This window comes from Gordonia sp. ABKF26, assembly GCF_041103195.1.
Taxonomy (GTDB): Bacteria; Actinomycetota; Actinomycetes; order Mycobacteriales; family Mycobacteriaceae; genus Gordonia; species Gordonia terrae.
Map to the genome: position 1 here is coordinate 1,455,264 of NZ_JBGCVZ010000003.1, position 23,009 is coordinate 1,478,272.

Below are 23,009 nucleotides of genomic sequence, written 5' to 3' on the forward strand. Positions count from 1 at the left end.
CGTGATTAGCTAGTGCCCATGCGTGCGAAGCGGGGGAGCCGCGACTACGGGTCCATCCTGCTCGGTTCCGTCGGCGAGAGCTCGGTCAAACAGCGGGTCCGCATCCAGACGCTGCTGACCGCGTCGATCGTGGTGGCCAATCTGTTCGGGGCGATCGTCGCGGTCTCGCTCACCGCGGTCGGCATCCCGCAGCCGACCATCTTCACCGCCGAACTGTGGTGGGTCAATTTCATCGTGGTGCCCGTCTACATCACCGCGGCCTTCGTGGTGGGGATCGGGTGGGGCACCTACGTCGGCGTCCGCGACCTGCGCTGGGCGATCCGCGACGTCGCGCCGACCAAACGCGATGCCCGTCGGACGATGCGGTTGCCGTGGCGGTTGTCCCTGGTGCAGGGATTCCTGTGGGGCATCGCCACCGTCATGCTCACCATCATGTACGGGATCGTCGACCCGCAGCTGATCCCGAAGACGCTCTTCGTGGTGAGCCTCAGTGGCGTCGTGGTGGTGGCGATCTCGTACCTGTTCATCGACTTCACGCTGCGTCCCGTTGCGGCGGAACTGATCTCGGCCGGGCACCGCCGACGCAAACGTACCGGTGTGAAGGCGCGCTCGGTCGTCTCGTGGATGGTGGGTTCGGCCATCCCGATCATTGGCATCCTGCTGGTGCTGGCCTTCGGGCTCGCGCGGGACGAGACCTCCAAACTCGATCTGTTCGTCGGGGCGACGGTCCTCGGGATCACCGCGCTGTTCACCGGCCTGCTGCTCACACTGCTGTCGAGTATGAGCGTGACCGGACCCATCCGGAGCGTGCGCGCCGGGATGAACCGCGTGAGCGACGGCGACCTCGACAACGCCGACCTAGTCGTCTACGACGGCACCGAACTCGGTGACCTCCAGGTCGGTTTCAACTCGATGGTCGCCGGACTCCGTGAGCGGGAACGGATCCGCGATCTCTTCGGACGTCACGTGGGACACGACGTCGCCGAGGCGGCGATGTCGTCGAGCCCGGAACTCGGCGGCACCGAACGCCTGGCCGCCACGCTGTTCGTCGATGTCATCGGTTCGACGACGCTTGCCGCGCAACGACGCCCGACCGAGGTCGTCGAGATCCTGAACAAGTTCTTCGCCGTGATCGTGCGGGCGGTCGAGGAACACGACGGCCTGGTCAACAAGTTCGAGGGCGACGCGGTGCTCGCCATCTTCGGTGCGCCCATCGACCTCGACGACGCGGCCGGCAGCGCACTCGCCGCCGCCCGCGACATCGCGTACGGGTTGGCCGAGGAGGTCCCGGAGCTGTCGGCGGGTATCGGGGTCAGTCACGGGGCCGTGGTCGCCGGAAACGTCGGTGCCATCGAGAGATTCGAGTACACCGTCATCGGCGATCCGGTGAACGAGAGTGCCCGGTTGTCGGAGCTGGCCAAGCGGGATCCGCGGCGGCCGTTGGCCTCTGGGCGTGCGGTCGAGGCCGCGCAGCGGACAGAGGCCGACCGCTGGGAGGAGCAGGAGACCACGTCACTGCGGGGTCGTACGGAGGAGACCACCGTGTTCGCCGCGTTCGTCGGCGAGGGATGACGGTCCCACTCAGCCGATCGCGTCCTCGGAGCTGATCAGCAACCCGTCGGGGCCGACGATGCTCAGGCCCAGCCCGTCGAAGACGAGGTACTTGTACCCGTTGTTGTAGGCGACGTAATAGGGGCGGCCGCTACCGTTCTCCTGCTGGTGCACCTCGGACACCGGGATGTGGAGGGTGTTGCCGCTCGAGCGGGCGACGCCGCGATATTCGAGCGTGCCGTCGGAGCGCCACTGACAGATCGACGCCGCCGAGTGTGCGGTGACGACCGAGGTGACGGTCCGTTGTCCGGCATCGCAGGACGGTGCGGACGGCGCAGCAGCCGCGGCGGCGGTGCCGACGGCGAGCGCGCCTGCGGTGAGGACGAGGGAGGCGCCGGCAGTGGCCAGGCGGGTGAGGGTCGTGGTCATGGGAACCGACGGTAGGGGCGGACCGCCGAAGGCGGAATGGGCAGAACTCCCCGGAGTCGTTCGGGTGGGCGACGGGACGCCCTCCGCAGGCTCCGGCTCCTCAGGGGTTAAACATCGCGGTCGCCCTGCCCCTCGGCGAAGTCGAGGCGGCGCAACGCGATCCGCAGTACTTCGTCGTCGATGCGGCCCGCGTCGCGTTCGGCGATGAACGCCGCGCGCTGGATCTGCAGGATCTCCGTCCGCAGGCGCGCGCCGGCGGACGAGGGACTCTCCCCGAGATCTTCGGGGCCCCGGCCCAGTTCCTCCCACGCCACGTTGCGCTGCGTCGTGACCCACTTGCGCAGCATCACCACCTGAAGGCGGCGCGGGTCGTCGTCGGTCAGCTCGGCCGCGTACTCGTCGAGACGGCGTTCGGCCTCGCGGGACGCCCGGTCCTGGGCGGCCGCGTACGCCAGCCGGTCCTGCGCATGCTCGTCGCCGCTGACCCCGAGGAATCGGATGACCCAGGGCAGGGTCGTGCCCTGGATCAGCAGCGTTCCCACCACGACGACGAAGGTGAGGAACAGGATCTCCGCGCGGGCGGGGAAGGGCTCGTTCATCTCGGTGTAGACCGGTATCGCAAAGGCGGCGGCCAGCGACACCACACCGCGCATACCCGCCCAGGACACGACGAACACCGACGCCGGGGTGGGTGGCGGTTCGCGGTCGCGGATCCGTCGTGAGAGCAGACGGGGCAGATAGGTCGCCGGGAAGACCCAGACGATCCGTACGAGGATCGTCGCCGCCAGGACGGCCGCGGCGTCGATGGCGATCTGCGTCCACGACTCGTTCTCGACACCCTCGATGAGCATCGGCAACTGGAGGCCGATCAGCAGGAAGACGAACGACTCGAGGATGGTGTCGATCGACTTGCGCACCGCCTCGTCCTGCAGGCGTGTCGCATAGCCCAGCCGCACCGACCGGTGGCCGAGGTAGAGACCGGCCGTGACCACCGCGATGACACCAGAACCGTGCAGCTCCTCCGCCGCGTAATACGTGGCGAACGGGACGATGATGCCGATGGCCGTCTCCATCGGTGGGTCGGTGAGCCAGACGCGCACCCACGACACGACCATCCCGACGAGCAGCCCCATGATCAGGCCGCCGAGGGCGGCCACCGCGAACGTCAGGACCCCTTCGCCGACCGTCGCGGTGGCCCCCACCGCCGCGGCGAGCGCGATCCGGAAGGCGGTCAAAGCCGTCGCGTCATTGAGCAGGCTCTCGCCGCCGAGCAGCGTCATCATCCGACGCGGGAGACCCAACCGACGGCCGATGGCCTGCGCGGACACCGCATCCGGCGGCGCGACGACGGCGCCGAGCACCAGCGCCGCGGCGAGCGGGAGATTGGGGACGACGAGGTAGGCGACGTACCCGACGACCAGCGTCGTCACCAGCGGGAGGCCGACGGCCAGGAACCCGATCGCGCGCCAGTTCGCGCGGAACGCCTGATACGAACTCTCCTGCGAGGCCGAGTACAACAACGGCGGCAGGATGAGGAACAGCACCAGCTCCGGTTCCAGGGCCACCGACGGCAGCTCGGGAATCCAGCCGATGCCCAGCCCGACGGTGACCAGCACGAGCGGCGAGGACAACCCGTAGCGACGGCACAGAGCCGCGACCGCCACGGCGATGACCGCGACCAGCAGTAGCGATGCGCCCATTCGAGCGACTCTAATGGCGCCCGGCGCGGTGGATAATGTCGAGCATGCAGATCTTTCGCCGGAAGTCCTCGTCCGGTCCGCCGGAGTCGGCGTCGGCCGGCTCGACCGCCACCGCACGCTGCGCCGAACTGGAGGCGTTCGACGCCGCACCGGCCGACGACCCGGCCCCGGCCGCCGGCGACGACCGCAGCTGCCAGGATTGCGTCGCGATCGGGGAGACCCACTGGGCCCACCTACGAAAGTGCCTGACGTGCGGACACATCGGATGTTGCGACTCCAGCCCGCGCCGGCACGCGACGGGACACTTCCACGACACCGGGCACCCGGTCATGCGTTCGGCCGAACCGGGCGAGGTGTGGCGGTGGTGCTTCGTGCACGAGGTGACCGGATGAGCGCTCCGCTCCCGGCGCCGCGTGACATCCGGCCCGCGCGCTTCGCTCCCGGCGCCGAGCGACATCCGGCCCGCTCGCTTCGCTCCCGGCGCCGCGTGACATCCGGCCCGCTCGCTTCGCTCCCGGCGCCGACCGCGTCGGGATGTGTGCTGACGGCAAGTAGGATTTGAGGATGACGTCGAACAGCGAGAGCGCGATCAGCGCAGCCCAGCCGGCGCCGACGACCGGGCCACCGGACGTCATCGGCACGCCGCTGAGTCCGACCGCGACCAAGGTGATGGTCCTCGGAGCCGGTGAACTCGGCAAAGAGGTCGTGATCGCGTTCCAGCGCCTCGGTGTCGAGGTCGTCGCCGTGGATCGCTACGCCGACGCACCCGGCCACCAGGTAGCCCATCACGCCGAGGTCATCGACATGACCGATGCCGATGCGCTCCGCGCCGTCGTCGACAGACATCGTCCCGCGTATGTGGTACCCGAGATCGAGGCGATCGCCACCGAGGCCCTGGTCGACATCGCCGAACGCGGTATCGCCGAGGTCATCCCGACCGCGAGCGCGGTCGTCGCGACGATGAACCGTGAGGGCATCCGGCGCCTCGCCGACGAGGAGCTCGGCCTGCCGACCTCGCCGTACCTCTTCGCGGACACGCTCGAGGAAGTCACCATCGCCGCGCGCCAGATCGGGTTCCCGTGCGTCATCAAGCCGGTCATGTCCTCGTCGGGCAAGGGGCAGTCGGTGGTGCGCGGTCCCGAGGACCTGGCGTCGGCGTGGGAGACCGCGAACACCGGTGGTCGTGTACGGGGTACTCGGGTGATCGTCGAAGGCTTCGTCGAATTCGACTACGAGATCACCCTTCTCACGGTCCGGGCGATCGATCCGGCCACCGGCCGGCTCACCTCCCACTTCTGCGCGCCGATCGGGCATCGGCAGATCAACGGCGACTACGTGGAGAGCTGGCAGCCCCATGAGATGAGCACCGATGCGCACGCATCGGCGACATCCATCGCGGCGCGCATCGCCACCGCTCTCGGCGACGGAAAACTCGCCGGGCGTGGTGTTTTCGGGGTCGAGCTGTTCGTGAAGGGCGACGACGTCTACTTCTCCGAGGTGAGCCCCCGGCCCCATGACACCGGTCTCGTCACCATGTCGACCCAACGTCTGTCGGAGTTCGAGATGCACGCCCGGGCGATCCTCGGCCTCCCGGTCGACGTCACACTCGCGTCCCCGGGCGCGTCGGCCGTCATCTACGGGCAGCTCGACGAGCCGGCGATCGGGTTCGAGAACGTCGCCGCGGCGCTGGCGGTCCCCGAGACCGACATCCGGCTGTTCGGCAAGCCCGAGAGTTTCCACCGCCGGCGGATGGGCGTGATCACCGCGACCGCCGACGACGTCCCGGCCGCCCGTGAGCGCGCCGTCCGCGCCGCCTCGCTCGTCACCCCGGTGCCGGGTCGCGCCGCCGTCCGCACCGTCACCGCACTTCCGCCGACCCCGCCCCCGACGGCGCCGCCCCGACGGCCCGGGCCGCCGCCCGGACCGGTCGGTCCATCGCGTGGACCCGGGGGCCCGCCACCCGGCGTGCCGAAGCCTGCGGGTGGACCGCCGGGTCCGCCGCCCCGCCGACCGGGCCCGCCGCCGCAGCCTCGACCGGTCCCTCGGCCGGCCGGTGGTCCACGCCCGGTGCCCCCGCCCTCGACACCCCCGCCGGGAACGCCCCCGCGTCCCGCGGGCCCGCCGCCGCGGACGGCCCCCAAGGACCAGTCCCCGAACGAACCGGCTCCGGCGATGACCTCGATCGTCAAGACCGGTGGCCGGACCACCGACGTACGCCCCGACGCGTCGTCGACACCCGGCGAGTGACCGGACGACACGCGGGTGCCGTTCTGGGGTGAGCTGCTGGTCGCAGCGGTGATCATGGTCGGGCTGGTGGGCATCGTCGTGCCGATCGTGCCCGGCACGTTGCTCATCGTCGGCGCGCTGTTCGTGTGGGCGCTGATCGTCGGCGGCTGGGCCTGGTCGGTGTTCGCGCTGGCCCTCGTCGTGATCGCGATCGGTGAGGTGCTCAAGTACCTGGTCGCCGGGCGGTCCCTGCGCGCGGACGCGATCCCGAACCGCACGATCGTGGTGGGCGGACTGGTCGGCATCGTCGGCTTCTTCGTCGTGCCGGTCATCGGTCTGCTGCTCGGGTTCATCGTCGGCGCACTGGCGTCGGAACTGGTCCGCACGCGGAGCTTCGACGGAGCCTGGCGCGGCGCGTTCTCGGCACTCAGAGCCGCCGTCAAGACGATCGGCATCGAGTTGCTCTTCGCGCTGATCGCGACCGGCATCTGGACCGGCGGCGCCTTCGTCTGGTGACCTGCGGGGTCGCCGATCCGCGTCTGAACTGGCAATATCGAAGCTTGTGACCGCGGTCACCGATTGCATGTGTACAGTCGTGCACCGAAGGGTAAATACCCGCCAGTAACTCCAGCCGAGGGGATTCCAGGGGAGGAGTTTGTGTGAACCTATTGAAGTGGAGCAAGCGGCCGGCAGCGGGGGTCGAGGCCCGCAAGCCCGAGGTCAACATCATCCGCGGTCTGGTGGCGCGAGCGACCACTCCGCTCCTGCCGGACGACTATCTGCACCTGATCAATCCGCTGTGGAGCGCACGTGAACTCCGCGGCAAGGTGCTCGACGTCACCAAGGAGACCGACGACACCGCGACCGTCACCATCCGGACGGGTTGGGGCTTCCCCGACTCGTACAAACCGGGCCAGTACGTCGGCATCGGTCTGCAGATCGAGGGCAAGTGGCACTGGCGGTCGTACTCACTGACATCGATCGGGGCCAACGAGAACAAGACCATCGCGATCACCGTGAAGGCCAACCCGGACGGGTTCCTCTCGTCGCACCTGGTCGACGGCGTCAGCCCCGGGACGATCATCCGGCTGCAATCCCCGAAGGGCGATTTCCATCTGCCCGAACCGGTGCCGGGCAAGATCCTGTTCGTGACCGCCGGCAGCGGCATCACCCCCGTGATGGCCATGCTGCGACAGCTGAGTTCGCACGGTGAGACGCCCGACATCGTGCACATCCACTCCGCGCCCACGCGCGACGACGTGATCTTCCTCGACGAGATGGAGAAACTGGCCGAGGAGGCCGACGACTACGACCTCAACCTCCAGCTGACCAAGGAGATGGGGAAGTTCGACGTCTCCCGGATGGACGAGTGGGCGCCGGACTGGCGCGAGCGCGAATGCTGGGCCTGTGGGCCGGTGGCGCTGCTCGACGCGATGGAGAGCCACTACGAGGACGGTGGTCTCCGCGAGCGGCTGCACGTGGAGCGGTTCGCCATCGCGCGCACCGACCACGGCGGCGAGGGTGGCACCGTGAAGTTCGCGATCTCGGACAAAGAGGCCGAGATCGACGGCGCCACAACGCTGCTCGAGGCGGGCGAGAACCTGGGCATCCAGATGGCGTTCGGATGCCGGATGGGCATCTGCCAGACCTGCGTCGTGCCACTCGCCGGGGGTTACGTTCGTGACCTGCGCACCGGCGAGGAGCGTCGCGAAGGAGAACGAATCCAGACATGCATCAGCGCCGTGTCTGGTGAATGCACCCTCGATCTGTAGGAGGCTTCATGGCCATCACCGACATCGATCAGTACGCACATCTCACCGACAGCGACGTCGAGACCCTCGGCGCCGAACTCGACGCCATTCGCCGTGACATCGAGGAGTCGCGTGGCGAGGCCGACGCCAAGTACATCCGGCGGGCCATCACCATCCAGCGGAGTCTCGCGGCCGGCGGCCGGCTCGCCCTGATGTTCAGCAACAAGAAGGTCGCCTGGGCGGCCGGTACCGCGATGCTCTCGCTGGCCAAGATCATCGAGAACATGGAACTGGGCCACAACGTGATGCACGGTCAGTGGGACTGGATGAACGATCCGGAGGTCCACTCGGCGTCGTGGGAGTGGGACACCACCTGCCCGAGCGTGCAGTGGAAGCACTCGCACAACTTCGTCCATCACAAGTACACGAACGTCGTCGGGATGGACGACGACGTGGGCTACGGTATCCTCCGCGTCACCCGGGACCAGCCCTGGGAGTGGTGGAACGTCGGCAACCCGATCTACAACCTGACGCTGGGTACGTTCTTCGAATACGGTGTCGCGCTGCACCATCTGGAGACGGAGAAGCTGCGCAACAAGGAGAAGACCTACCGCCAGGCGGCCAAGGATCTCCGGGTGATCGGCACCAAGGTCGGCAAGCAGGCCGCCAAGGACTACCTGATCTACCCCGCCTTGGCCGGACCGAACTGGAAGACGACGCTCACGGCGAACTTCACGTCGAACATCGTCCGCAACTACTGGGCGTACATGGTGATCTTCTGCGGTCACTTCCCCGACGGCGCCGAGAAGTTCACGGTCGAGGAGTTCGAGAACGAGGATCAGCCGCGCTGGTACCTGCGGCAGATGTTGGGATCGGCCAACTTCAAGGCGGGCCCGCTGATGCGGTTCATGAGCGGCAACCTCAGTCACCAGATCGAGCACCACCTGTTCCCCGACCTGCCGAGCAGCCGGTACGAGGAGATCGGTGTGCGTGTGCGTGAACTCTGCGACAAGTACGACCTTCCGTACACGACCGGGACCCTCCTGGGCCAGTACGCGCAGTCGTTCCGGACCATCGCGAAGCTGGCACTGCCGAACTCGCTGTTGAAGGCCACGTCCGACGACGCGCCCGAGACGGCGTCGGAGCTGCGTTTCGCGATCCGCGAGGGGATGAGCGATCACTTCGGCGTCGACCCGGAGACCGGCAAGCGCCGCGGTCTGCGGACCGCGCTGCGCGAACTGAAGAATTCGCCGGTGCGGGCAGCGCATGTCGGCCGGGCCGCGTCCGGTGCTCCGGGGCGGAACCAGCACTGACAGAACCGATGTCGCGCATCGTTGCGTTTGCCGCAACGATGCGCGGCATCTGCGAAACCACGTCCGGTCGTGGGTCGTCCGTGCCAGAATGGCGCTCGTGCGCATCGGGATGACGATGCCCGTGATGGAGCCCGATCTCGATGCCGAGATGCTCCACTCCTGGGCCACCACCATCGACGACGGTCCGTTCAGCTCCTTGTGCTGGGGTGAACGCATCGCGTTCGACAACCCGGAATGCCTGACCTTTCTCGGGGCGCTGGCGGCCTGGACGGCTCGGGTACCGCTGGTGATGACGGTCGTCGTGCCGCAGCTGCACGACCCGGTGATGCTCGCCAAGTCACTGGCGACCGGCGACATGCTGTCGGCCGGCCGCCTCACCGTGGCCCTCGGCGTCGGCGGGCGACACGAGGACTATCGGGCGGTCGGCGCGGACCCGTCGACGCAGACGATGCGTCAACTCGCCGACCGGGCGGCGACGATGAAACGAGTGTGGGCCGGTGAGAAACTGACCGAATCGGTCCTGCCGGTCGGTCCGTCGCCGCACCGAAAAGGCGGTCCGGAACTGCATGTCGGCACCACCGGACCCAAGACCATCCGCAGCGCGGTCGACTGGGCGGACGGGATCGCCGGGGTCACCTTGGATCTCGACACCGCCAAGCAGAACGAACTCTTCGACGTCGCCCGGTCGGCGTGGGCCGAGGCCGGGCGGGCGGCACCGCATCTTGCGACGTCGTTCTGGTTCGCGATCGGCGACGGGGACGGTCCGCGCGCGCAGGTCACCCGGCACCTGCACCACTACATGAACTGGATCCCCTCGGAGTTCGTCGACGCGATCGCACCCACCACCGGGTGGGCGGGCACCGAGGCCGAGTTGGCCGAGGTCTTGCGGCGCTTCGCCGACATCGGCACCGACGAGGTCCAACTCATCCCGACGAGTTCCGATCCCGATCAACTGCGGCGAGCCGCGGACGTGGCCGCGGCATTCTCCTGACGGAGCGTCGCCGCGGGATCTAGGGTGCTGCCATGGCCTCCCTGCGCCGGATGCTCGGCATCGGCAAGCTCCCCGATGACCTTCGCGCCGAAGCCGCTTCCGAGCAGGCCCACCACATCGTCGAATTCGTGCCCGTGACACTGCGATTCAGCGGCCGCGTACCCGGCCGATCGGCGCAGGGCTCCGTCCGGCCCTTCACCGGTGCCCTCGTCTTGACGCCTCGTCGAGTCCTGGCGACGATGTCGACCGTTCCCGGGCGCGCCGGCCGGGCCGTCGACCACGAGTGGGCGGCCCCGCCGGGGTCGATGGTCCGCGCGGTCATCGACCCCGGCGGTCTCGTCATCGAGATCCCGGCGCTCGATCGCGTCCATCCCGACTTCACCGGGACGCTGAGTCTGACCTACTCCACCGAGCTGCCCGAATCGGCACTGCAGCGGACGCCGGCGCGCGAGGTGTGGTTCGATGTCCCTGCGCGCTATGTGACGTCACTCGTCGGCGGTCGCCGGAGTTGACGCGACCGGCCCGCGTCGTGCTGCGAATTGTTCTCGCAGAGAGCGTTTGAGGATCTTCCCGGTCGCGCCGAGCGGAAGCGCCGAGACGATGTGCACGGTCTTGGGGACCTTGTAGCCGGCCAGCCGGGACCGGGCGAAGGCGCGGAGATCGGCTTCGGTGGGTTCGTGCCCCGGCGCGGGCACGACGAACGCCGTCACCTCTTCGCCCCAGGTGTCGTGCGGCAGCCCGACCACCGCGACCTGCGCGACGTCCGGGTGGTCGCCGAGAACCGCCTCGACCTCGGTGGGATAGACGTTCTCACCGCCGGTGATGACCATGTCCTTGAGCCGGTCGGTGACGTACACGTAACCGTCGGCGTCGACGCGGCCGATGTCGCCGGTGTGCAGCCAGCCGTCGGCGTCGATGGCCGCCGCGGTCTCGGCGTCGCGCCGGTGGTAGCCGCGGGTCGCCTGCGGTGTCCGGACGCAGATCTCGCCCTGCTCGCCGGACGTCGCCTCGGTGCCCGATGCGGTTCTGATGGTCAGTTCCACCCAGGGGTACGGGCGGCCGACGGAGCGGAGCAGATGTGCGCGCTCGGGGTCGGTGCTGTGGTCCGCGGCGTCGAGTTGGGTGACCGCGCCGTGGGTTTCGGTGAGTCCGTACACCTGGAACAGCGGGGTGCCGAAGGTGCGCAGCGTCCGTCGCAGGAGTGCGGGGGTGATCGGCGCGGACCCGTACGCGATCGACCGCAATGCCCCGACATCGGCCTGGTCGGCGCCCGGTACGTCCACGAGCATGCCGATGACGGTCGGTACCAGGAAGACGTTCGTGATGCGTTCGCGGACAAGGGTGTCCAGGAGGGATTCCGGGGTGAAGTCGGCGATTACCACGTTGTGTGCGCCGTTGGCCAGCCCCACCAGCGCCCAGCCCAGTCCGCCGATGTGGAAGAGTGGCATGGCGCAGAGGCTGACCGACGAGTCGTCGAACCCCCACGGCCCGCCGGCCTGCGTGCAGGCGCCCAGGTTGGTGTTGGAGGTGAGCACGCCCTTGGGCCGGCCGGTGGTACCCGAGGTGTAGAGCTGGAGGACCACGTCGTCGGCGTCGCCGACGTGGCCCGGATCATTCGGGGACGACGTCGCCAGCAACTGTTCGTACGAGAGCGGTTGTCGTGGATCGCCGAATGCGATCGGTTGCATGACAGTGTCTGCACCGGAGAGGATCTCCGTCACCGCATCGAGAAAGTCGCGGTGGCAGACGATCAGACGTGCCCGTGCGTCGTCGACGACCTCGCCGAGCTCGCGGACCGAGAGCCGCCAGTTCAGCGGCACGGTGACCGCGCCGATCTTCGCGGCGGCGAGTACCGTCTCGATGATCTCCGGAGAGCTCTTCCCCAACACGGCGATCCGATCGCCGGCTCGGATACCGCGGTCGCGCAACACGTTCGCCAGACGGTTGGCGCGGTCGTCGAGCTGCCGGTAGGTGAGCTGCACCCCGGCCCCCGACAGCGCCGGGGCGTCTCCGTCGAGGCGTGCGCGGAGCCGGGTCTGCTCGGCCAGACGATAGTCGGTCGGCGTCGTCATTCGGCAGCCGCCAGGTCGGCGAGGTGGCGCATCACGTCGGGATACCGGCGCAGGTGCGCACCGCCGTTGATGTTGATCGTCTCCCCGGTGACCCACCGCGAGTCGTCGGAGGCGAGATAGAGGACCGCGTCGGCGATCTCGTCCGGCCGGCCGTTCCGCCCGAGCGGGGTGTTCTCGGTGAAGTCGTCCTGGATGACCGGGATCGAGGTGAGGGTCTGCACCAGCGGGGTGTCCACGAGCCCCGGGGAGATCGAGTTGACCCGGATGCCGCGCGGGGCCAGCTCGAGTGCGGCGACCTCGGCGAGCATCACCATGCCCGCCTTGGCCGCGCAGTAGCCCGCGAAGCCGGCCGCAGGCTGGCGGGCGTTGAGAGAGGCGATGCCGATGAGCGATCCGCCGTCGTTCAACGTTCGTCCCGCGTGCTTGGTCACCAGGAACGAACCGGTGAGACACAACTCGATGGTCGTCTGCCACTGCTGCGCGTCGAGGTCGACGATGAACCCCGGGATGTTCAACCCGGCGCAGTTCACCGCGATGTCCACACCGCCGAGGTCGTCCGTCACCCCGGTGAAGAGCGCGGCCACCGACTCCTCGTCGGTCACGTCGACCCACCGCGCCTGTGCGTCTCCGCCGAGGTCTGCGGCAACAGCCTCGGCCGCTTCGAGATTCACGTCGGCCACGGTCACCGCTGCACCGTGGACGGCCAGGGTCCGGGCCGCGGCTTCGCCGATGCCCGAGCCGCCGCCGATGACGACGGCGATCTTGCCGTCGACACGCTTGTCCGTCATGGTCTCTCCCTCTCGCCGGGTGTGATCGGTGGTCACCGGGGCAGGTTCTCGTAATAGGGGACGACGATCTCGTCGGTGCTCGTGACGTCGCCGAGCATCATGGTCGTGATCGGGTGGACGACGCCCGGCTCGATCTCGGCGTTGATGCACGCGGGGACATCGGCGCCGAGAGCCTTCTCGACGGCGGGCGCGAGATCATCGAGATGCTTGACGCGCATTCCGATTCCGCCGAAGGCCTCCGCGATCTTCTCGTAGTCGCTGTCGGCCAGCTCGGACACGACCACGCCCTCGGGCCCGAAGACGGCCTCCTGCCCGTGGATCGACATACCCCAGACGGCGTTGTTGAAGACGACGGTGGTCACCGGCAGGTGATGACGGCCCATGGTGTCGAATTCCTGCGGGTGGAAACCGGCTGCGCCGTCTCCGGTGATCAGCACGACGGGTGCGGCGGGCCGGGCCCGGGCCGCTCCGATCGCGAATCCCGGTCCGACGCCCAAGCATCCGAGATAACCCAGCCGCAGGACGCTTCCCGGACGTCCGACGGCGACGAAGAACTCTGCCCAGGACGGGGCCTCGGCGCCGTCGAGCACGAAGATGGTGTCCGGCGGGCAGGCCTCGACGATGGCCTTGGCCGCGAAGTAGGGGTGCATCTTGCCGGTGTCGGTGGTCGCGTCGGGGAATCCGGCGGCGTGCGCGCCCTTGGCGGCCTTCACGGTGCTTGCCCACTCGGTCCAGTCCGGCCAGGTCCGTCCGGCGGCCGCAGCGGTGAGTTGCTCCAGAGCGGCGCGGCAGTCGGCGACGATCGGGACCTCGACGTCGTAGATCCGGCCGATCTCGGCGGGGTCGATGTCGATCTGGATGATCTTGGCGCCCGGGAACATGCTGGCCCGCCCGCCGGTGAACATCCCGGCTCGCGTGCCCGCCATGACGACGACGTCGGGTGTGGGCGCCCCGAGGGCCGGGATGGTGCCCATCGACAGGAGTCCGCCACCGGCGAGCGGGTGGTCGGCCGGGATCGCACCATCGGCCTTGCCCGGATAGAACACGGGCACGCCGACGGTCTCGGCGAAGGCCACGAGCGCTTCTTCGGCACGGGAGAAGGTGATCCCGCCGCCGATCACGATCGCGGGGTTCGATGCGGTCTGCAGCAGGTCGAGGGCCAGGGTCACGGCGTCGGGATCCGCTCCGGACCGCGTCGAGACCCGGTAGTTGGTGGGGAAGCGCACCTGATCGTCGTCGGCCTCGCCGAACATGACGTCGATGGGCAGTTCGAGCAGCACCGGGCCCGGCACGCCGCTGGTGGCCTTGCGGATGGCCAGCGCGACGATCTCCGGGACGCGGGCGGCGTCGGTGATCCGGTAGGCCCACTTGGTGACCGGGTCGGCGGCGGCGATCTGATCGAAGCCGCCCTGCAGCGGATTGGTCTCGGTCTCGCGCAGCGGAGGCGCCCCGACGACGAACAGTGTCGGCGAGCGGTCCAGGTAGGCATTGGCCAGCGCGGTGTAGACGTTGGTGAACCCGGGGCCCGAGGTGACCACGCACACGCCGAAGCCGCCCGTGACGCGTGCGTACGCATCGGCGGCGTGGCCGGCGCTCGCCTCGTGGCGGGTGTCGGTGAGCCGGATTCCCTCTCCCGCGCAGGCGATCAGGAAGGCGTCGAGGTGTCCGCCGTGGAGGGTGAAGACCTCCGTCGTGCCGGCCTGGGCGAGTGCGCGGGCAAGAAGTTGACCGCCGTTGACAGTTGCCATTGTGGGGACCTTTCGAGAGCCGTCCAACGTGTGCGGCTGAGAGTAACTGCGATCACAGTGCGACGCCAGAGTCGCATTATGCGAACACATCCGTCGGTGGCACGATGGGCGCATGGCGCGCTCCTCCCCGCAGACCGAACGCATCGTCATGCTGATGCAGCTGCTGACCGACCAGCCGACGACGGCCCGGAGCCTGGCCGACATCGCGCGGCACCTCGGGGTCTCGAAGCCCACGTGCTATCCGATGGTCATCGCGCTGACCGAAGCGGGCTGGCTCCTGCGGGACCCGGTCACCAAGGGCTACCGCCTGGGGCCCGCGGTGGTCCCGATCGGTGAGGCGGCGTCGCGGGCGATGGCCCCGGTGGAGGTCGCTCGTCCGCTGATGCGCGATCTGGCCGACGAAAGCGGCATGGCGGCAATCGCGTTCGTACCCTCGGGGGCCGACCTGGCGATCGGTGAGATCGTGCAACCCGTGGCCGGCCGCCGCGGCACGCTCGGCCTGCGGCTGGGCGACACCCTGGAGATCGCGCCCCCGCTGGGCGCGGGACTGGCCGCGTGGTACCCGCCCGATCGGCTCGACGAGTGGCTGCTCCTCGGTGCGGACCATGTCGGGATCGACCATGCCGAACTGCGCGAAATGTACCGGCCGATGCTCGAGGTGATCCGCGCCCGTGGGTACGCGGTGGAGTGTGCTGATCAACGAGAGCAGTCGCTGTCGGCCACCGTGGCCGGGCTGCGCGGTACGGGCATTGCCGGGCAGCGTGCGGTCTCCGCGCTACGCGAGGCGCAGCGTCGTCTGTCCACCGACGTCGTGGTCGGTGAGATCGATCCGGCCGCCGACTACCGGCCCATCTCTGTCAACGCCGTCGCCTTCGCACCCGGCGGAGTGCCCGCAGTCATCGTCGCGGTCGTCGACGCGCGCACGTCGATGCTCGGGCAGGATGTCATCGAGCTCGGCCGCCGGGTGCGGACCGCCGCCGCCGCGGTCACCGACGGGCTCGGCGGGGCGCCGCCTGTCGGGTCCTAGATCATCGACCCGCGGCTCAGCCGACCGGCTGCTCCTCGACCGCCCGACCGGGACGCAACATCACGAGTGCGAGGATCGCGGCGGCCGCGGTGAGGACGCCCGAGAACGTCAGACACAGGTGCATGCCGTCCAGGAAGGCGTCGCCGACGGCGCCCATCACGGCGGGGGTGTCGGCGCCGAGGTTCAGGCCGCTCGCGGCGGCCAGGCCCTCGGTGTCGACCGCGCCGACCACCCGGTCGCGTACCGGTTCCTCGACACCGGCGTCGATGAGCCTCTGCGGCAACGAGTTCACCGCGCCGGCGGTCAGGAGGGCACCGAGGACAGCCGGACCGAGCGCGCCGCCGACCTGACGGAAGGCGTTGTTGCCGGCCGCGGCCATCCCCGACAGGTGATAGGGCACCGCCGACACCGCGGTCGCGGTCATCGGTGCCATCACCAGGCCCATCCCGAGCCCGAGCACGACCAGACGCCAGGAGATGGATGCGAACGAGGTCTCGGCGTCGATGGTCAGCAGTGCGAACTGGGCAACGGCGACCATGATCAGACCGCCGCCGATCAGGAACCGCGCGTGGATACGGTGCATCATCTTGCCGGCGAGCGCCCCGACCAGCATCGACGCGCCGTTCATGAGGGCCAACCGCCAGCCCGCCTCGATGGTGCCGAGCTGCTGCACCAGACCGAAATACATGCTGAGCACGAAGATGAAGCCGATGAGCGCCAGGAACGTGATCATCGCGACCAGGGTCGTGGCCGTGAAGGCGCGGCTCCGGAAGAGATCGAGGTCGAGCATCGGACTCGCCGAACGCTTCTCGGTGATGACGAACCCGACCGCGGCGATGACGGCGACCACCAGCGCGACGATGACCCGGGCGTCGCCGAAGCCGTAGACGCCGGCCTCGATGACGCCGAAGACCAGCGCGGTGACCGCGACCGCGGCGGAGATCTGACCGGGCCAGTCCAGGCGACGGGCATGGGGCGCACGGGATTCCGGCAGGGTCACCACCGCGACCGCGAGTGCGATCAGCGCCACCGGGATCGGCAGCAGGTAGATCCAGCGCCAGCCCGCCGACTCGGCGACCGGGCCCGCGACCAACGGCCCGACCGTCAGTGAGAGCATCAGCGCCGATGCCCAGATGCCGATGAACTTGCCGCGCTCGCGGACGTCGGGGACGGCATGGCTGATCAGAGCCAGGGTCGTGGGGAGCAGCGCGGCCGCGCCTGTGCCGGCGAGCGCCTGTCCGATCCACACCATGCTGATCGACTGCGCGGACAACGCCACGAGTGCGCCCAGTGCGGTGAGGGACAGTCCGACCAGGTACACCTTGCGTCGGCCGTGTACGTCGCCGAAGACCCCCGCGGTGAGGATGAACGCCGCCATCGGCAGGACGAAAGCGTCCTGGACCCAGGACAATTGAGCGGTCGACGCGCCGAACGCGGTGCCGATCGCCGGCAGGGTCACGGCAACGCTCGTGATGGGCAGGTAGGCGACGAAGACGCCGAGGCAGGCCATGACGATGGTTGCCGTGCGGCGTTCGGGAACTGTCGATACACCGGTGGTGACGGGGGAGGTGGTCGCGGTCACGCGCTCGCTTTCGGTCTGGAGGAAGGGGGCGCCGGCACGGCGCAGAGATCCATTGTCGGAGTCCATGCCCCGAAATCGCGTACCGATTCCCTGAGGCGGTACGATTCCGACTACCGAGACTCGTCATCGGTACACTTCCTCCACCATGGACGACATCGACGGCACGATCCTCCGCGCACTACAGGTGTCGCCGCGGGCGACGTTCCGGCAGCTGGGCGATGTGGCCGGGATCTCGGAGCAGACCGCGGCACGTCGCTACCAGGCGCTGCGGCGGGCCGGGGTGATGAAGGTCGTCGGCATCATCAAACCCTCGGTGCGCGGCCAGTCGGAGTGGGTGGCACGAGTGCGGTGCCGCCCGGATCGGATGGAACCGCTCGCATCCTCACTCGCCCGCCGCCGGGAAGTCGCCTTCGCCTACGTCGCATCGGGGGGTGCGGAGATCATCTGCCTCATCCGGGCGCCACTCGGCGTGGCGGGCGAGGAAGCGATCGCGAGGACGTTCCCGGCGCGCGCCGCGGTGACCGACGTCAGCATCGATCTCATCCTGCACGCCTTCGACCCCGGCCACCCGGCGTCGAGATGGACGGGATTCGGCGGCCATCTCGCCGACCGCGACCGGGACCTCCTCGCCTCCGCAGCGACCGGTGCGGGCGATGACACGCCGGAGGAGCCGGAACAGGACGACACGGCGGGCGGCGGGCGCCTGACCGCCGACGATGCGATGCTGATCGAGGCCCTGGTCCAGGACGGCCGCCGGGCGCACCGCGAGCTCGCCCGTATCTGCGGCTGGACGGTCGGACGAGTCCGCCGTCGGCTCCGCGCACTCGAACGCGCCGGGGCATTGTTCTACGACGTCGAGATCCTGCCCGACCGTCTCGGTTTCGACCTGAGTGCCACCCTCTGGCTCACGGTCACCCCGGCGGCTCTCGACCGGGCGGGAACCGAACTCGCAGCTCACGACGAAGTCGCGTTCGCCGCGGCGATCAGTGGCGAGCGGAACCTCATGGTGTCGCTGATCTGCCGGGACACCGCTCATTTCTACGACTATCTACGGACCCGGGTTGCCGCCATCGAGGGCGTCACCGGGTACTCGGTCAGCATCCGGATGCGCCGGCTCAAGCAGAACGCCTCGCTTGTGGTGCAGGGACGGCTGATCCAGCCGGTGTGATGCGCGATGCAGGGTAGCGTCCACGTGTGACCTCGCCACCACCTGCCGACCGGGGCCTGGTGCGATTGTGTGTGCTGGCCGTCGTGGCGGGGCTCGTGACCGGTGTGCTGGGCGGCGCGTTCCGCTGGTGTCTCGGGCACCTGGACCGCTGGCGCGTCGAGATGCTCGACTGGTCGGCGGGATTCGGTGTTCCCGGGTGGCTGGTACCCATCGCGGTCACCGCGGCCGGCGCGGCGCTCGGCGCGCTCGCCGTTCGGGTCGTCCCGACCGCCGCGGGCAGCGGAATCCAGCATGTGGAGGCGGTCGAGCGCGGTGAGGTGTCCTCGGCGCCGCTGCGCCTGATCCCGGCCAAGTTCGTCGGCGCGCTCGCCGCGATCGGATCGGGGCTCGTGCTCGGGCGAGAAGGGCCGACGGTGCACATGGGCGCCGTCGTCGGTGCCGAGACCGGCAGGCGCGGAGGGCTGGACGACGCCGACGTCCGGGTGATGCAGACGTCACTGAGCGGCGCGGGCCTGGCGGTGGCGTTCACCGCGCCGATCGGTGGTGCCCTGTTCGCGCTCGAGGAGGTCGGCCGTTCGGTCCGGCTGCGACTCGTGGTGCCGACGGTGTTCGCCGTGGTGGCGGCGGTCGCCGCCGGCCGGGTGATCCTCGGCGACCGTCCGGAATTCGACGTACCCGATCTCGACGTGCCGTCGGTGACGGTGCTGCCCGTCTTCGTGGTGTTCGGCCTCGTCTCCGGCCTCATCGGGATCGCCTACAGCCGAATGGTTCTCGGGACCCTCGGCTGGGTCGGCCGGTTCTCGCGGGTGCCCCCGATCGGTCGCGCCGCTCTCATCGGTGCGGTGATCGGTGCACTGCTCGCCCTCGATGCGCGCGCAGCCGGCGGCGGGGACGGACTCACCCAGGCGGTGGTCGACGGCGGTGTCGTGCTCCCCGCACTCGCCGCGCTCTTCCTCGTCCGGTTCGTCGCGGGTCCGCTCTCATACGCCGCGGGCACGCCCGGTGGCCTGTTCGCGCCGCTGCTCGCGCTGGGCGCGCTGTGGGGTGCCACCTTTGCCGAGGTCGCCGACGTCGTTGTCCAGCAGCCGGACTCGGCTGGGTCGGGATTCCGGGGTGCGATGATCCTGGCCGGGATGGCAGCGCTGTTCGGCGCGGTCGTCCGGGCGCCGCTCACCGGAATGGTCGTGGTGATGGAGATGACCGCGACCACCACGGTCGCCCTTCCCATGCTGGCCGCGACGGCTGCCGCGGTGCTCGTCGCGCACATGTCCGGGTCACCGCCGGTGTACGACTCGCTCCGCGAGCGGATGCTCGCGAATTCGGCTCGGCGGGATGACCCCTGATCTCAGGGGCACCAGGGGTCGCGCTTTCGGATCAGGGGGCAGCGGGGGTCGCGTTCGTCCGTGAGTCCAGCGGCACGATGAGCGGGCCGCCCGTGACCGGATCGGTCATCACGTGCGCCCGCAGGCCGAACGCCGCATCGAGGGTCTCGGCGTCGATGACCTCGGTGGGGGAGCCGGTGGTGACGATGGCGCCGTTGCGCATGACGAAGAGCGAATCGCTGTAACGGGCAGCCAGATTCAGATCATGCAGCACCATGACGACGGTCTTGCCGTGCTCGTCGCGGAGCCTGCGGACCAGGTCGAGGACGTCGATGGAGTGGGCGAGGTCGAGATAGGTGGTCGGCTCGTCGAGCAGGATGAGGTCGGTGTCCTGGGCGAGGGTCAGCGCGATCCAGACCCGTTGTCGCTGTCCGCCGGAGAGCGCGTCGAGGGTGCGGTCGGCGAGGTCGAGGGTGTCGGTCATCTCCATCGCCTGCGCGACCGCCGCCTCGTCGGCGGCGCTGGCCTGCGCGAACCAGCGCTGGTGCGGGTGCCGTCCGCGCCCGACCAGGTCGGCGACGGTGAGACCTTCGGGCGCAATGGGATTCTGCGGCAGGATCGCCAGGGTGCGCGCGACCTGTTTGGGCCGGGCCGACGAGATGTCGTCGCCGTCGAGGTACACCGTGCCGGCCCGCGGTGGCAGCAGCCGGGCGAGACACCGCAGCAGCGTCGACTTGCCGCATCCGTTCGAGCCGATGATCGTGGTGACCTGCCCGTCGGGGATGTCGATGTCCAGGCCGTCGATGACGATCCGGTCGTCGTAGCCGACGGTGAGCCCGACGCCGCGCAATCGCGCGGTGGCGGTCGGGTTTTCGAGGGAGGACGCGGTCATACGCTCGCCTTTCGGGACATGACGACCATCAGGTAGATCAGGAACGGCCCGCCGATCGCGGCGGTGACGATGCCGACCGGCAGACCACCGGGCAGTACCGTGCGGCACAGTAGGTCGCCGCCCAGGACCAGCGCCGAACCGATGACCCCGGACACCAGAGGTGTGGGCACGGCGGTACCGGCCAGCCGCAGGGCGATCTGCGGGGCGAGCAGGGCGACGAAGGCGATCGGGCCGGCCGCGGACACACTCAGCGCGGCGACCAGGACCGCGGTGAGGAGCAGCGTCGTCGACACCGCACCGGTGCGGACGCCGAGTCCGCGGGCGAGATCGGGTCCGAGGCTGAGCATCCCGATCTGGCGGGCCAGGACGACCACGACGACGATGCTCGCGCACACACCCGCGACGACCGGCCACACATTCGACCAGCCCACGTTCGCCACCGATCCGACGATCCAGACCTGCGCGCGACCGACATCCCGGATGTCGGCACGGGACAGCAGGAACTGGGTCAGCGCCTGCAGCAGCCACGTCATCCCGACACCGATCAGCACGAGCCGGAACGGGTTGATGCCGCTGTTGGCCTTGCGTCCCGGCCATGCCAAGACGTACATGACGACGGCGGTGAGCAACCCGCCGAGCATGGCGGACGCGGGGACGCCGAGACCGCCGAGCCATGCGCCCCAACTGGTGGTCGAGAACGCGATCGCGGTCACCGCCGCCACGCTGGCACCGGCGGTGATGCCCAGCATGTCCGGCGTGGCCAGCGGGTTCTGGGCGATCAGCTGGGTGAGCGAACCGGCAAGGCCCAGACCGAATCCCACCAGTAGCGCGACCAGCGCGCGGGGCAGGGCGACGTCGAAGACGACGACGTTCTCGACCCGGGTGCCGCCGCCGAGGAGGATGCGCGCGACGTCGATCGGGGTCAGCGGGAAGTCGCTGACCCCGACGCTCGTGAGGAACAGGAGGACGGTGACGGTGGTGGACACCAGTGCCACGGCGAGCATGCGCGGGCGGACGACCATCGACATCGGTTCGATGGCGATCCGGTAGCCGCCGGGATGAGGTGCGATCCGGGTCTTGGCCCGGAGCCCGGTCTTCTCGGCGATACCGGTCGCGGTCTTCATGGAGGTCGGCGGGTTCACACGGTCCCCAATCTCTGTCGGCGGACCATGACGATGAGGAACGGCGCCCCGACCAGTGCCAGCATCACACCGACCTGGACTTCGCCGGGGCGGGCGACGACGCGGCCGAGGATGTCGCAACCGACGAGGAGGATGCCGCCGAGCAGAGCGGAGTACGGGATGATCCACCGGTAGTCGGCGCCCACGATCGCGCGCGCGATGTGCGGGACGACCAGACCGAGGAACACGATCGGGCCGCAGGCCGCGGTGGCGGCTCCGATGAGCAGGGTGATCGTCAGCACGCCGAGGGCGCGGATCAGCACGACCCGGGAACCGAGTGCCTTGGTCATGTCGTCGCCCAGGCTCAGGACGTTGAGGAAGAATCCGCTCGCCAGCGCGAGGACGAGTCCGACGCCGATGAACGGCAGGCTGGCCCAGAACACGTCGATGCCCCGGCCCGCCGTGGACCCGACACTCCAGAAGCGCCACTGGTCCAGCGAATTGGTGTCCACGAGCACGATCGCGGACGTGATGGCGGTCAGCATCGCGGTCAGGCCGGTACCCGCGAGCACCAGGGTCAGCGGACTCGAGCCACTCAACGACGACAACCCGAACACCACGGTCGACGCGATGATCGCGCCGACGAGGCCGAAGAACATGAACGCGATCGGGCTGGTGATCCCCAGCAGATAGATGCCGCCCACGACAGCGCATGCGGCTCCGGCGTTGACGCCCAGCATTCCGGGGTCGGCGATCGGGTTGCGGGTGTGGCCCTGCGTGATGGCGCCGGCCGCACCGATCGCGAGTCCGGCGGACAGGCCGAGCAGTGTGCGCGGCACACGGAGGTCCCACACGATCCCGTCGACGTCGGTGTCCTTCGGCACCTGCGGCATCCGCAGATTGATCAACGCGTTCCAGATCTCCTGGGCGCCGGCGGTGAAGCTCGGCCAGATCTCGTCGAGAGGGACCGGTCGGGTCCCGAAGAGCACGGACGCGACGACCAGCGCTGCAAGGGTCGCGAGCAGCAGCGGGATTCCGAGAACTCGGACAGATCGGCGCACGAAGGTAAACCTTACCAACCTTGCGCGGGGACGCCTCCGCACCGTGTGCGGAGCAGACAAGCCGGGTGTCGTTCGGATAACGAAATGCCGACGAATGCTGAGGGAAGGCTGTGCGCGCGGTAACACTTCGCTCAGGCTGGGTCGATAGTCCCGGTGTCGGTGGGCATCTCGGACCGACAGCAGCAGACCGGTCGCCGGTGGGATGGGATGAACCGCCCCACGACGGCGACGTCGGGAAACACAACAGTGTCGCCTACGAACGAGGAG

General features: G+C 69.3%; 20 protein-coding genes. 11 read left to right on the plus strand and 9 right to left on the minus strand.

Annotation, left to right across the window (positions count from 1 at the left end; translation table 11 throughout):
• Positions 1-18: 18 nt before the first annotated feature.
• Positions 19-1,572, plus strand: coding sequence for an adenylate/guanylate cyclase domain-containing protein (locus AB4Z55_RS07155; RefSeq protein WP_354560981.1), 1,554 nt, complete (start codon positions 19-21; stop codon positions 1,570-1,572).
• Between the two features lie 9 nt (positions 1,573-1,581).
• On the opposite strand, the gene AB4Z55_RS07160 is transcribed toward AB4Z55_RS07155, so the two are convergent.
• A complete protein-coding gene (locus AB4Z55_RS07160; protein WP_354560980.1) occupies positions 1,582-1,980 on the minus strand; it encodes a hypothetical protein in 399 nt (132 codons plus the stop codon).
• 107 nt (positions 1,981-2,087) lie between these two features.
• Complete coding sequence (locus AB4Z55_RS07165) at positions 2,088-3,680, minus strand: Na+/H+ antiporter (protein ID WP_354560978.1); 1,593 nt, start codon at positions 3,678-3,680, stop codon at positions 2,088-2,090.
• Between the two features lie 44 nt (positions 3,681-3,724).
• Here AB4Z55_RS07165 and AB4Z55_RS07170 point away from each other — a divergent pair, with 44 nt between their 5' ends.
• From AB4Z55_RS07170 to AB4Z55_RS07200, 7 genes are all read left to right on the plus strand, one after another.
• The gene (locus AB4Z55_RS07170) at positions 3,725-4,072 is read left to right on the plus strand and encodes a UBP-type zinc finger domain-containing protein (protein ID WP_101819876.1); all 348 of its coding nucleotides are present in this window, start codon (positions 3,725-3,727) and stop codon (positions 4,070-4,072) included.
• 172 nt (positions 4,073-4,244) lie between these two features.
• On the plus strand, positions 4,245-5,927 hold the full coding sequence (gene purT / locus AB4Z55_RS07175) for a formate-dependent phosphoribosylglycinamide formyltransferase (RefSeq protein ID WP_354560976.1): 1,683 nt from the start codon (positions 4,245-4,247) through the stop codon (positions 5,925-5,927).
• A 15-nt stretch (positions 5,928-5,942) separates the two neighbouring features.
• Positions 5,943-6,422 carry a DUF456 domain-containing protein gene (locus AB4Z55_RS07180; RefSeq protein ID WP_354560974.1) on the plus strand — a complete coding sequence of 160 codons (480 nt, stop codon included), beginning with the start codon at positions 5,943-5,945 and terminating at the stop codon, positions 6,420-6,422.
• A 143-nt stretch (positions 6,423-6,565) separates the two neighbouring features.
• On the plus strand, positions 6,566-7,678 hold the full coding sequence (locus tag AB4Z55_RS07185; protein ID WP_064569728.1) for a ferredoxin reductase: 1,113 nt from the start codon (positions 6,566-6,568) through the stop codon (positions 7,676-7,678).
• 8 nt (positions 7,679-7,686) lie between these two features.
• Positions 7,687-8,970, plus strand: a complete 1,284-nt coding sequence (locus AB4Z55_RS07190; protein ID WP_101819781.1) for a fatty acid desaturase — start codon at positions 7,687-7,689, stop codon at positions 8,968-8,970.
• Positions 8,971-9,058: 88 nt separating this feature from the next.
• On the plus strand, positions 9,059-9,961 hold the full coding sequence (locus AB4Z55_RS07195) for an LLM class flavin-dependent oxidoreductase (RefSeq protein ID WP_248643523.1): 903 nt from the start codon (positions 9,059-9,061) through the stop codon (positions 9,959-9,961).
• A 32-nt stretch (positions 9,962-9,993) separates the two neighbouring features.
• Positions 9,994-10,473, plus strand: a complete 480-nt coding sequence (locus AB4Z55_RS07200) for a hypothetical protein (protein ID WP_248643522.1) — start codon at positions 9,994-9,996, stop codon at positions 10,471-10,473.
• Here the strand turns inward: AB4Z55_RS07200 and AB4Z55_RS07205 are convergent.
• Genes AB4Z55_RS07205 through AB4Z55_RS07215 form a run of 3 tightly spaced genes read right to left on the minus strand, consistent with a single transcriptional unit; the run spans position 10,447 to position 14,569 of the window.
• Positions 10,447-12,033 carry a long-chain-fatty-acid--CoA ligase gene (locus AB4Z55_RS07205; RefSeq protein WP_354560972.1) on the minus strand — a complete coding sequence of 529 codons (1,587 nt, stop codon included), beginning with the start codon at positions 12,031-12,033 and terminating at the stop codon, positions 10,447-10,449. The genes AB4Z55_RS07200 and AB4Z55_RS07205 overlap by 27 nt on opposite strands.
• Positions 12,030-12,821, minus strand: a complete 792-nt coding sequence (locus tag AB4Z55_RS07210; protein WP_239403756.1) for an SDR family NAD(P)-dependent oxidoreductase — start codon at positions 12,819-12,821, stop codon at positions 12,030-12,032. Before AB4Z55_RS07210 ends, AB4Z55_RS07205 begins: the two co-directional genes overlap by 4 nt.
• Positions 12,822-12,853: 32 nt before the next feature.
• Positions 12,854-14,569 (minus strand): thiamine pyrophosphate-binding protein, encoded by a 1,716-nt coding sequence (locus AB4Z55_RS07215; RefSeq protein ID WP_354560970.1) that lies wholly within the window; start codon positions 14,567-14,569, stop codon positions 12,854-12,856.
• 112 nt (positions 14,570-14,681) lie between these two features.
• Here AB4Z55_RS07215 and AB4Z55_RS07220 point away from each other — a divergent pair, with 112 nt between their 5' ends.
• Positions 14,682-15,596, plus strand: a complete 915-nt coding sequence (locus tag AB4Z55_RS07220) for an IclR family transcriptional regulator (RefSeq protein ID WP_248643518.1) — start codon at positions 14,682-14,684, stop codon at positions 15,594-15,596.
• A gap of 16 nt (positions 15,597-15,612) precedes the next feature.
• Here AB4Z55_RS07220 and AB4Z55_RS07225 read toward each other — a convergent pair whose 3' ends face one another.
• Positions 15,613-17,178, minus strand: coding sequence for an MFS transporter (locus tag AB4Z55_RS07225; RefSeq protein WP_354560968.1), 1,566 nt, complete (start codon positions 17,176-17,178; stop codon positions 15,613-15,615).
• A gap of 145 nt (positions 17,179-17,323) precedes the next feature.
• Between AB4Z55_RS07225 and AB4Z55_RS07230 the strand changes: the two genes are divergently transcribed.
• Positions 17,324-18,346 carry an AsnC family transcriptional regulator gene (locus tag AB4Z55_RS07230; RefSeq protein WP_354560966.1) on the plus strand — a complete coding sequence of 341 codons (1,023 nt, stop codon included), beginning with the start codon at positions 17,324-17,326 and terminating at the stop codon, positions 18,344-18,346.
• 26 nt (positions 18,347-18,372) lie between these two features.
• Positions 18,373-19,689, plus strand: a complete 1,317-nt coding sequence (locus tag AB4Z55_RS07235; RefSeq protein WP_248643515.1) for a ClC family H(+)/Cl(-) exchange transporter — start codon at positions 18,373-18,375, stop codon at positions 19,687-19,689.
• 31 nt (positions 19,690-19,720) lie between these two features.
• On the opposite strand, the gene AB4Z55_RS07240 is transcribed toward AB4Z55_RS07235, so the two are convergent.
• Genes AB4Z55_RS07240 through AB4Z55_RS07250 form a run of 3 tightly spaced genes read right to left on the minus strand, consistent with a single transcriptional unit; the run spans position 19,721 to position 22,742 of the window.
• Positions 19,721-20,560, minus strand: a complete 840-nt coding sequence (locus AB4Z55_RS07240; protein WP_101819788.1) for an ABC transporter ATP-binding protein — start codon at positions 20,558-20,560, stop codon at positions 19,721-19,723.
• Positions 20,557-21,684: an iron chelate uptake ABC transporter family permease subunit gene (locus AB4Z55_RS07245; protein ID WP_231895829.1), complete on the minus strand. Its 1,128-nt coding sequence runs from the start codon at positions 21,682-21,684 to the stop codon at positions 20,557-20,559. The genes AB4Z55_RS07240 and AB4Z55_RS07245 overlap by 4 nt, the downstream gene beginning before the upstream one ends.
• A gap of 14 nt (positions 21,685-21,698) precedes the next feature.
• A complete protein-coding gene (locus AB4Z55_RS07250) occupies positions 21,699-22,742 on the minus strand; it encodes an iron ABC transporter permease (RefSeq protein WP_004020776.1) in 1,044 nt (347 codons plus the stop codon).
• Positions 22,743-23,009 lie beyond the last annotated feature (267 nt).

Excerpts from the sequence above, each read along its gene's own strand:
- purT (WP_354560976.1), top strand. The coding sequence starts at position 4,245 with ATGACGTCGAACAGCGAGAGCGCGATCAGCGCAGCCCAGCCGGCGCCG.
- AB4Z55_RS07170 (WP_101819876.1), top strand. The coding sequence starts at position 3,725 with ATGCAGATCTTTCGCCGGAAGTCCTCGTCCGGTCCGCCGGAGTCGGCG.
- AB4Z55_RS07190 (WP_101819781.1), top strand. The coding sequence starts at position 7,687 with ATGGCCATCACCGACATCGATCAGTACGCACATCTCACCGACAGCGAC.
- AB4Z55_RS07230 (WP_354560966.1), top strand. The coding sequence starts at position 17,324 with ATGGACGACATCGACGGCACGATCCTCCGCGCACTACAGGTGTCGCCG.
- AB4Z55_RS07195 (WP_248643523.1), top strand. The coding sequence starts at position 9,059 with ATGGCGCTCGTGCGCATCGGGATGACGATGCCCGTGATGGAGCCCGAT.
- AB4Z55_RS07200 (WP_248643522.1), top strand. The coding sequence starts at position 9,994 with ATGGCCTCCCTGCGCCGGATGCTCGGCATCGGCAAGCTCCCCGATGAC.
- AB4Z55_RS07240 (WP_101819788.1), bottom strand. The coding sequence starts at position 20,560 with ATGACCGCGTCCTCCCTCGAAAACCCGACCGCCACCGCGCGATTGCGC.
- AB4Z55_RS07210 (WP_239403756.1), bottom strand. The coding sequence starts at position 12,821 with ATGACGGACAAGCGTGTCGACGGCAAGATCGCCGTCGTCATCGGCGGC.
- AB4Z55_RS07205 (WP_354560972.1), bottom strand. The coding sequence starts at position 12,033 with ATGACGACGCCGACCGACTATCGTCTGGCCGAGCAGACCCGGCTCCGC.
- AB4Z55_RS07155 (WP_354560981.1), top strand. The coding sequence starts at position 19 with ATGCGTGCGAAGCGGGGGAGCCGCGACTACGGGTCCATCCTGCTCGGT.
- AB4Z55_RS07215 (WP_354560970.1), bottom strand. The coding sequence starts at position 14,569 with ATGGCAACTGTCAACGGCGGTCAACTTCTTGCCCGCGCACTCGCCCAG.
- AB4Z55_RS07165 (WP_354560978.1), bottom strand. The coding sequence starts at position 3,680 with ATGGGCGCATCGCTACTGCTGGTCGCGGTCATCGCCGTGGCGGTCGCG.
- AB4Z55_RS07220 (WP_248643518.1), top strand. The coding sequence starts at position 14,682 with ATGGCGCGCTCCTCCCCGCAGACCGAACGCATCGTCATGCTGATGCAG.
- AB4Z55_RS07160 (WP_354560980.1), bottom strand. The coding sequence starts at position 1,980 with ATGACCACGACCCTCACCCGCCTGGCCACTGCCGGCGCCTCCCTCGTC.
- AB4Z55_RS07245 (WP_231895829.1), bottom strand. The coding sequence starts at position 21,684 with ATGAAGACCGCGACCGGTATCGCCGAGAAGACCGGGCTCCGGGCCAAG.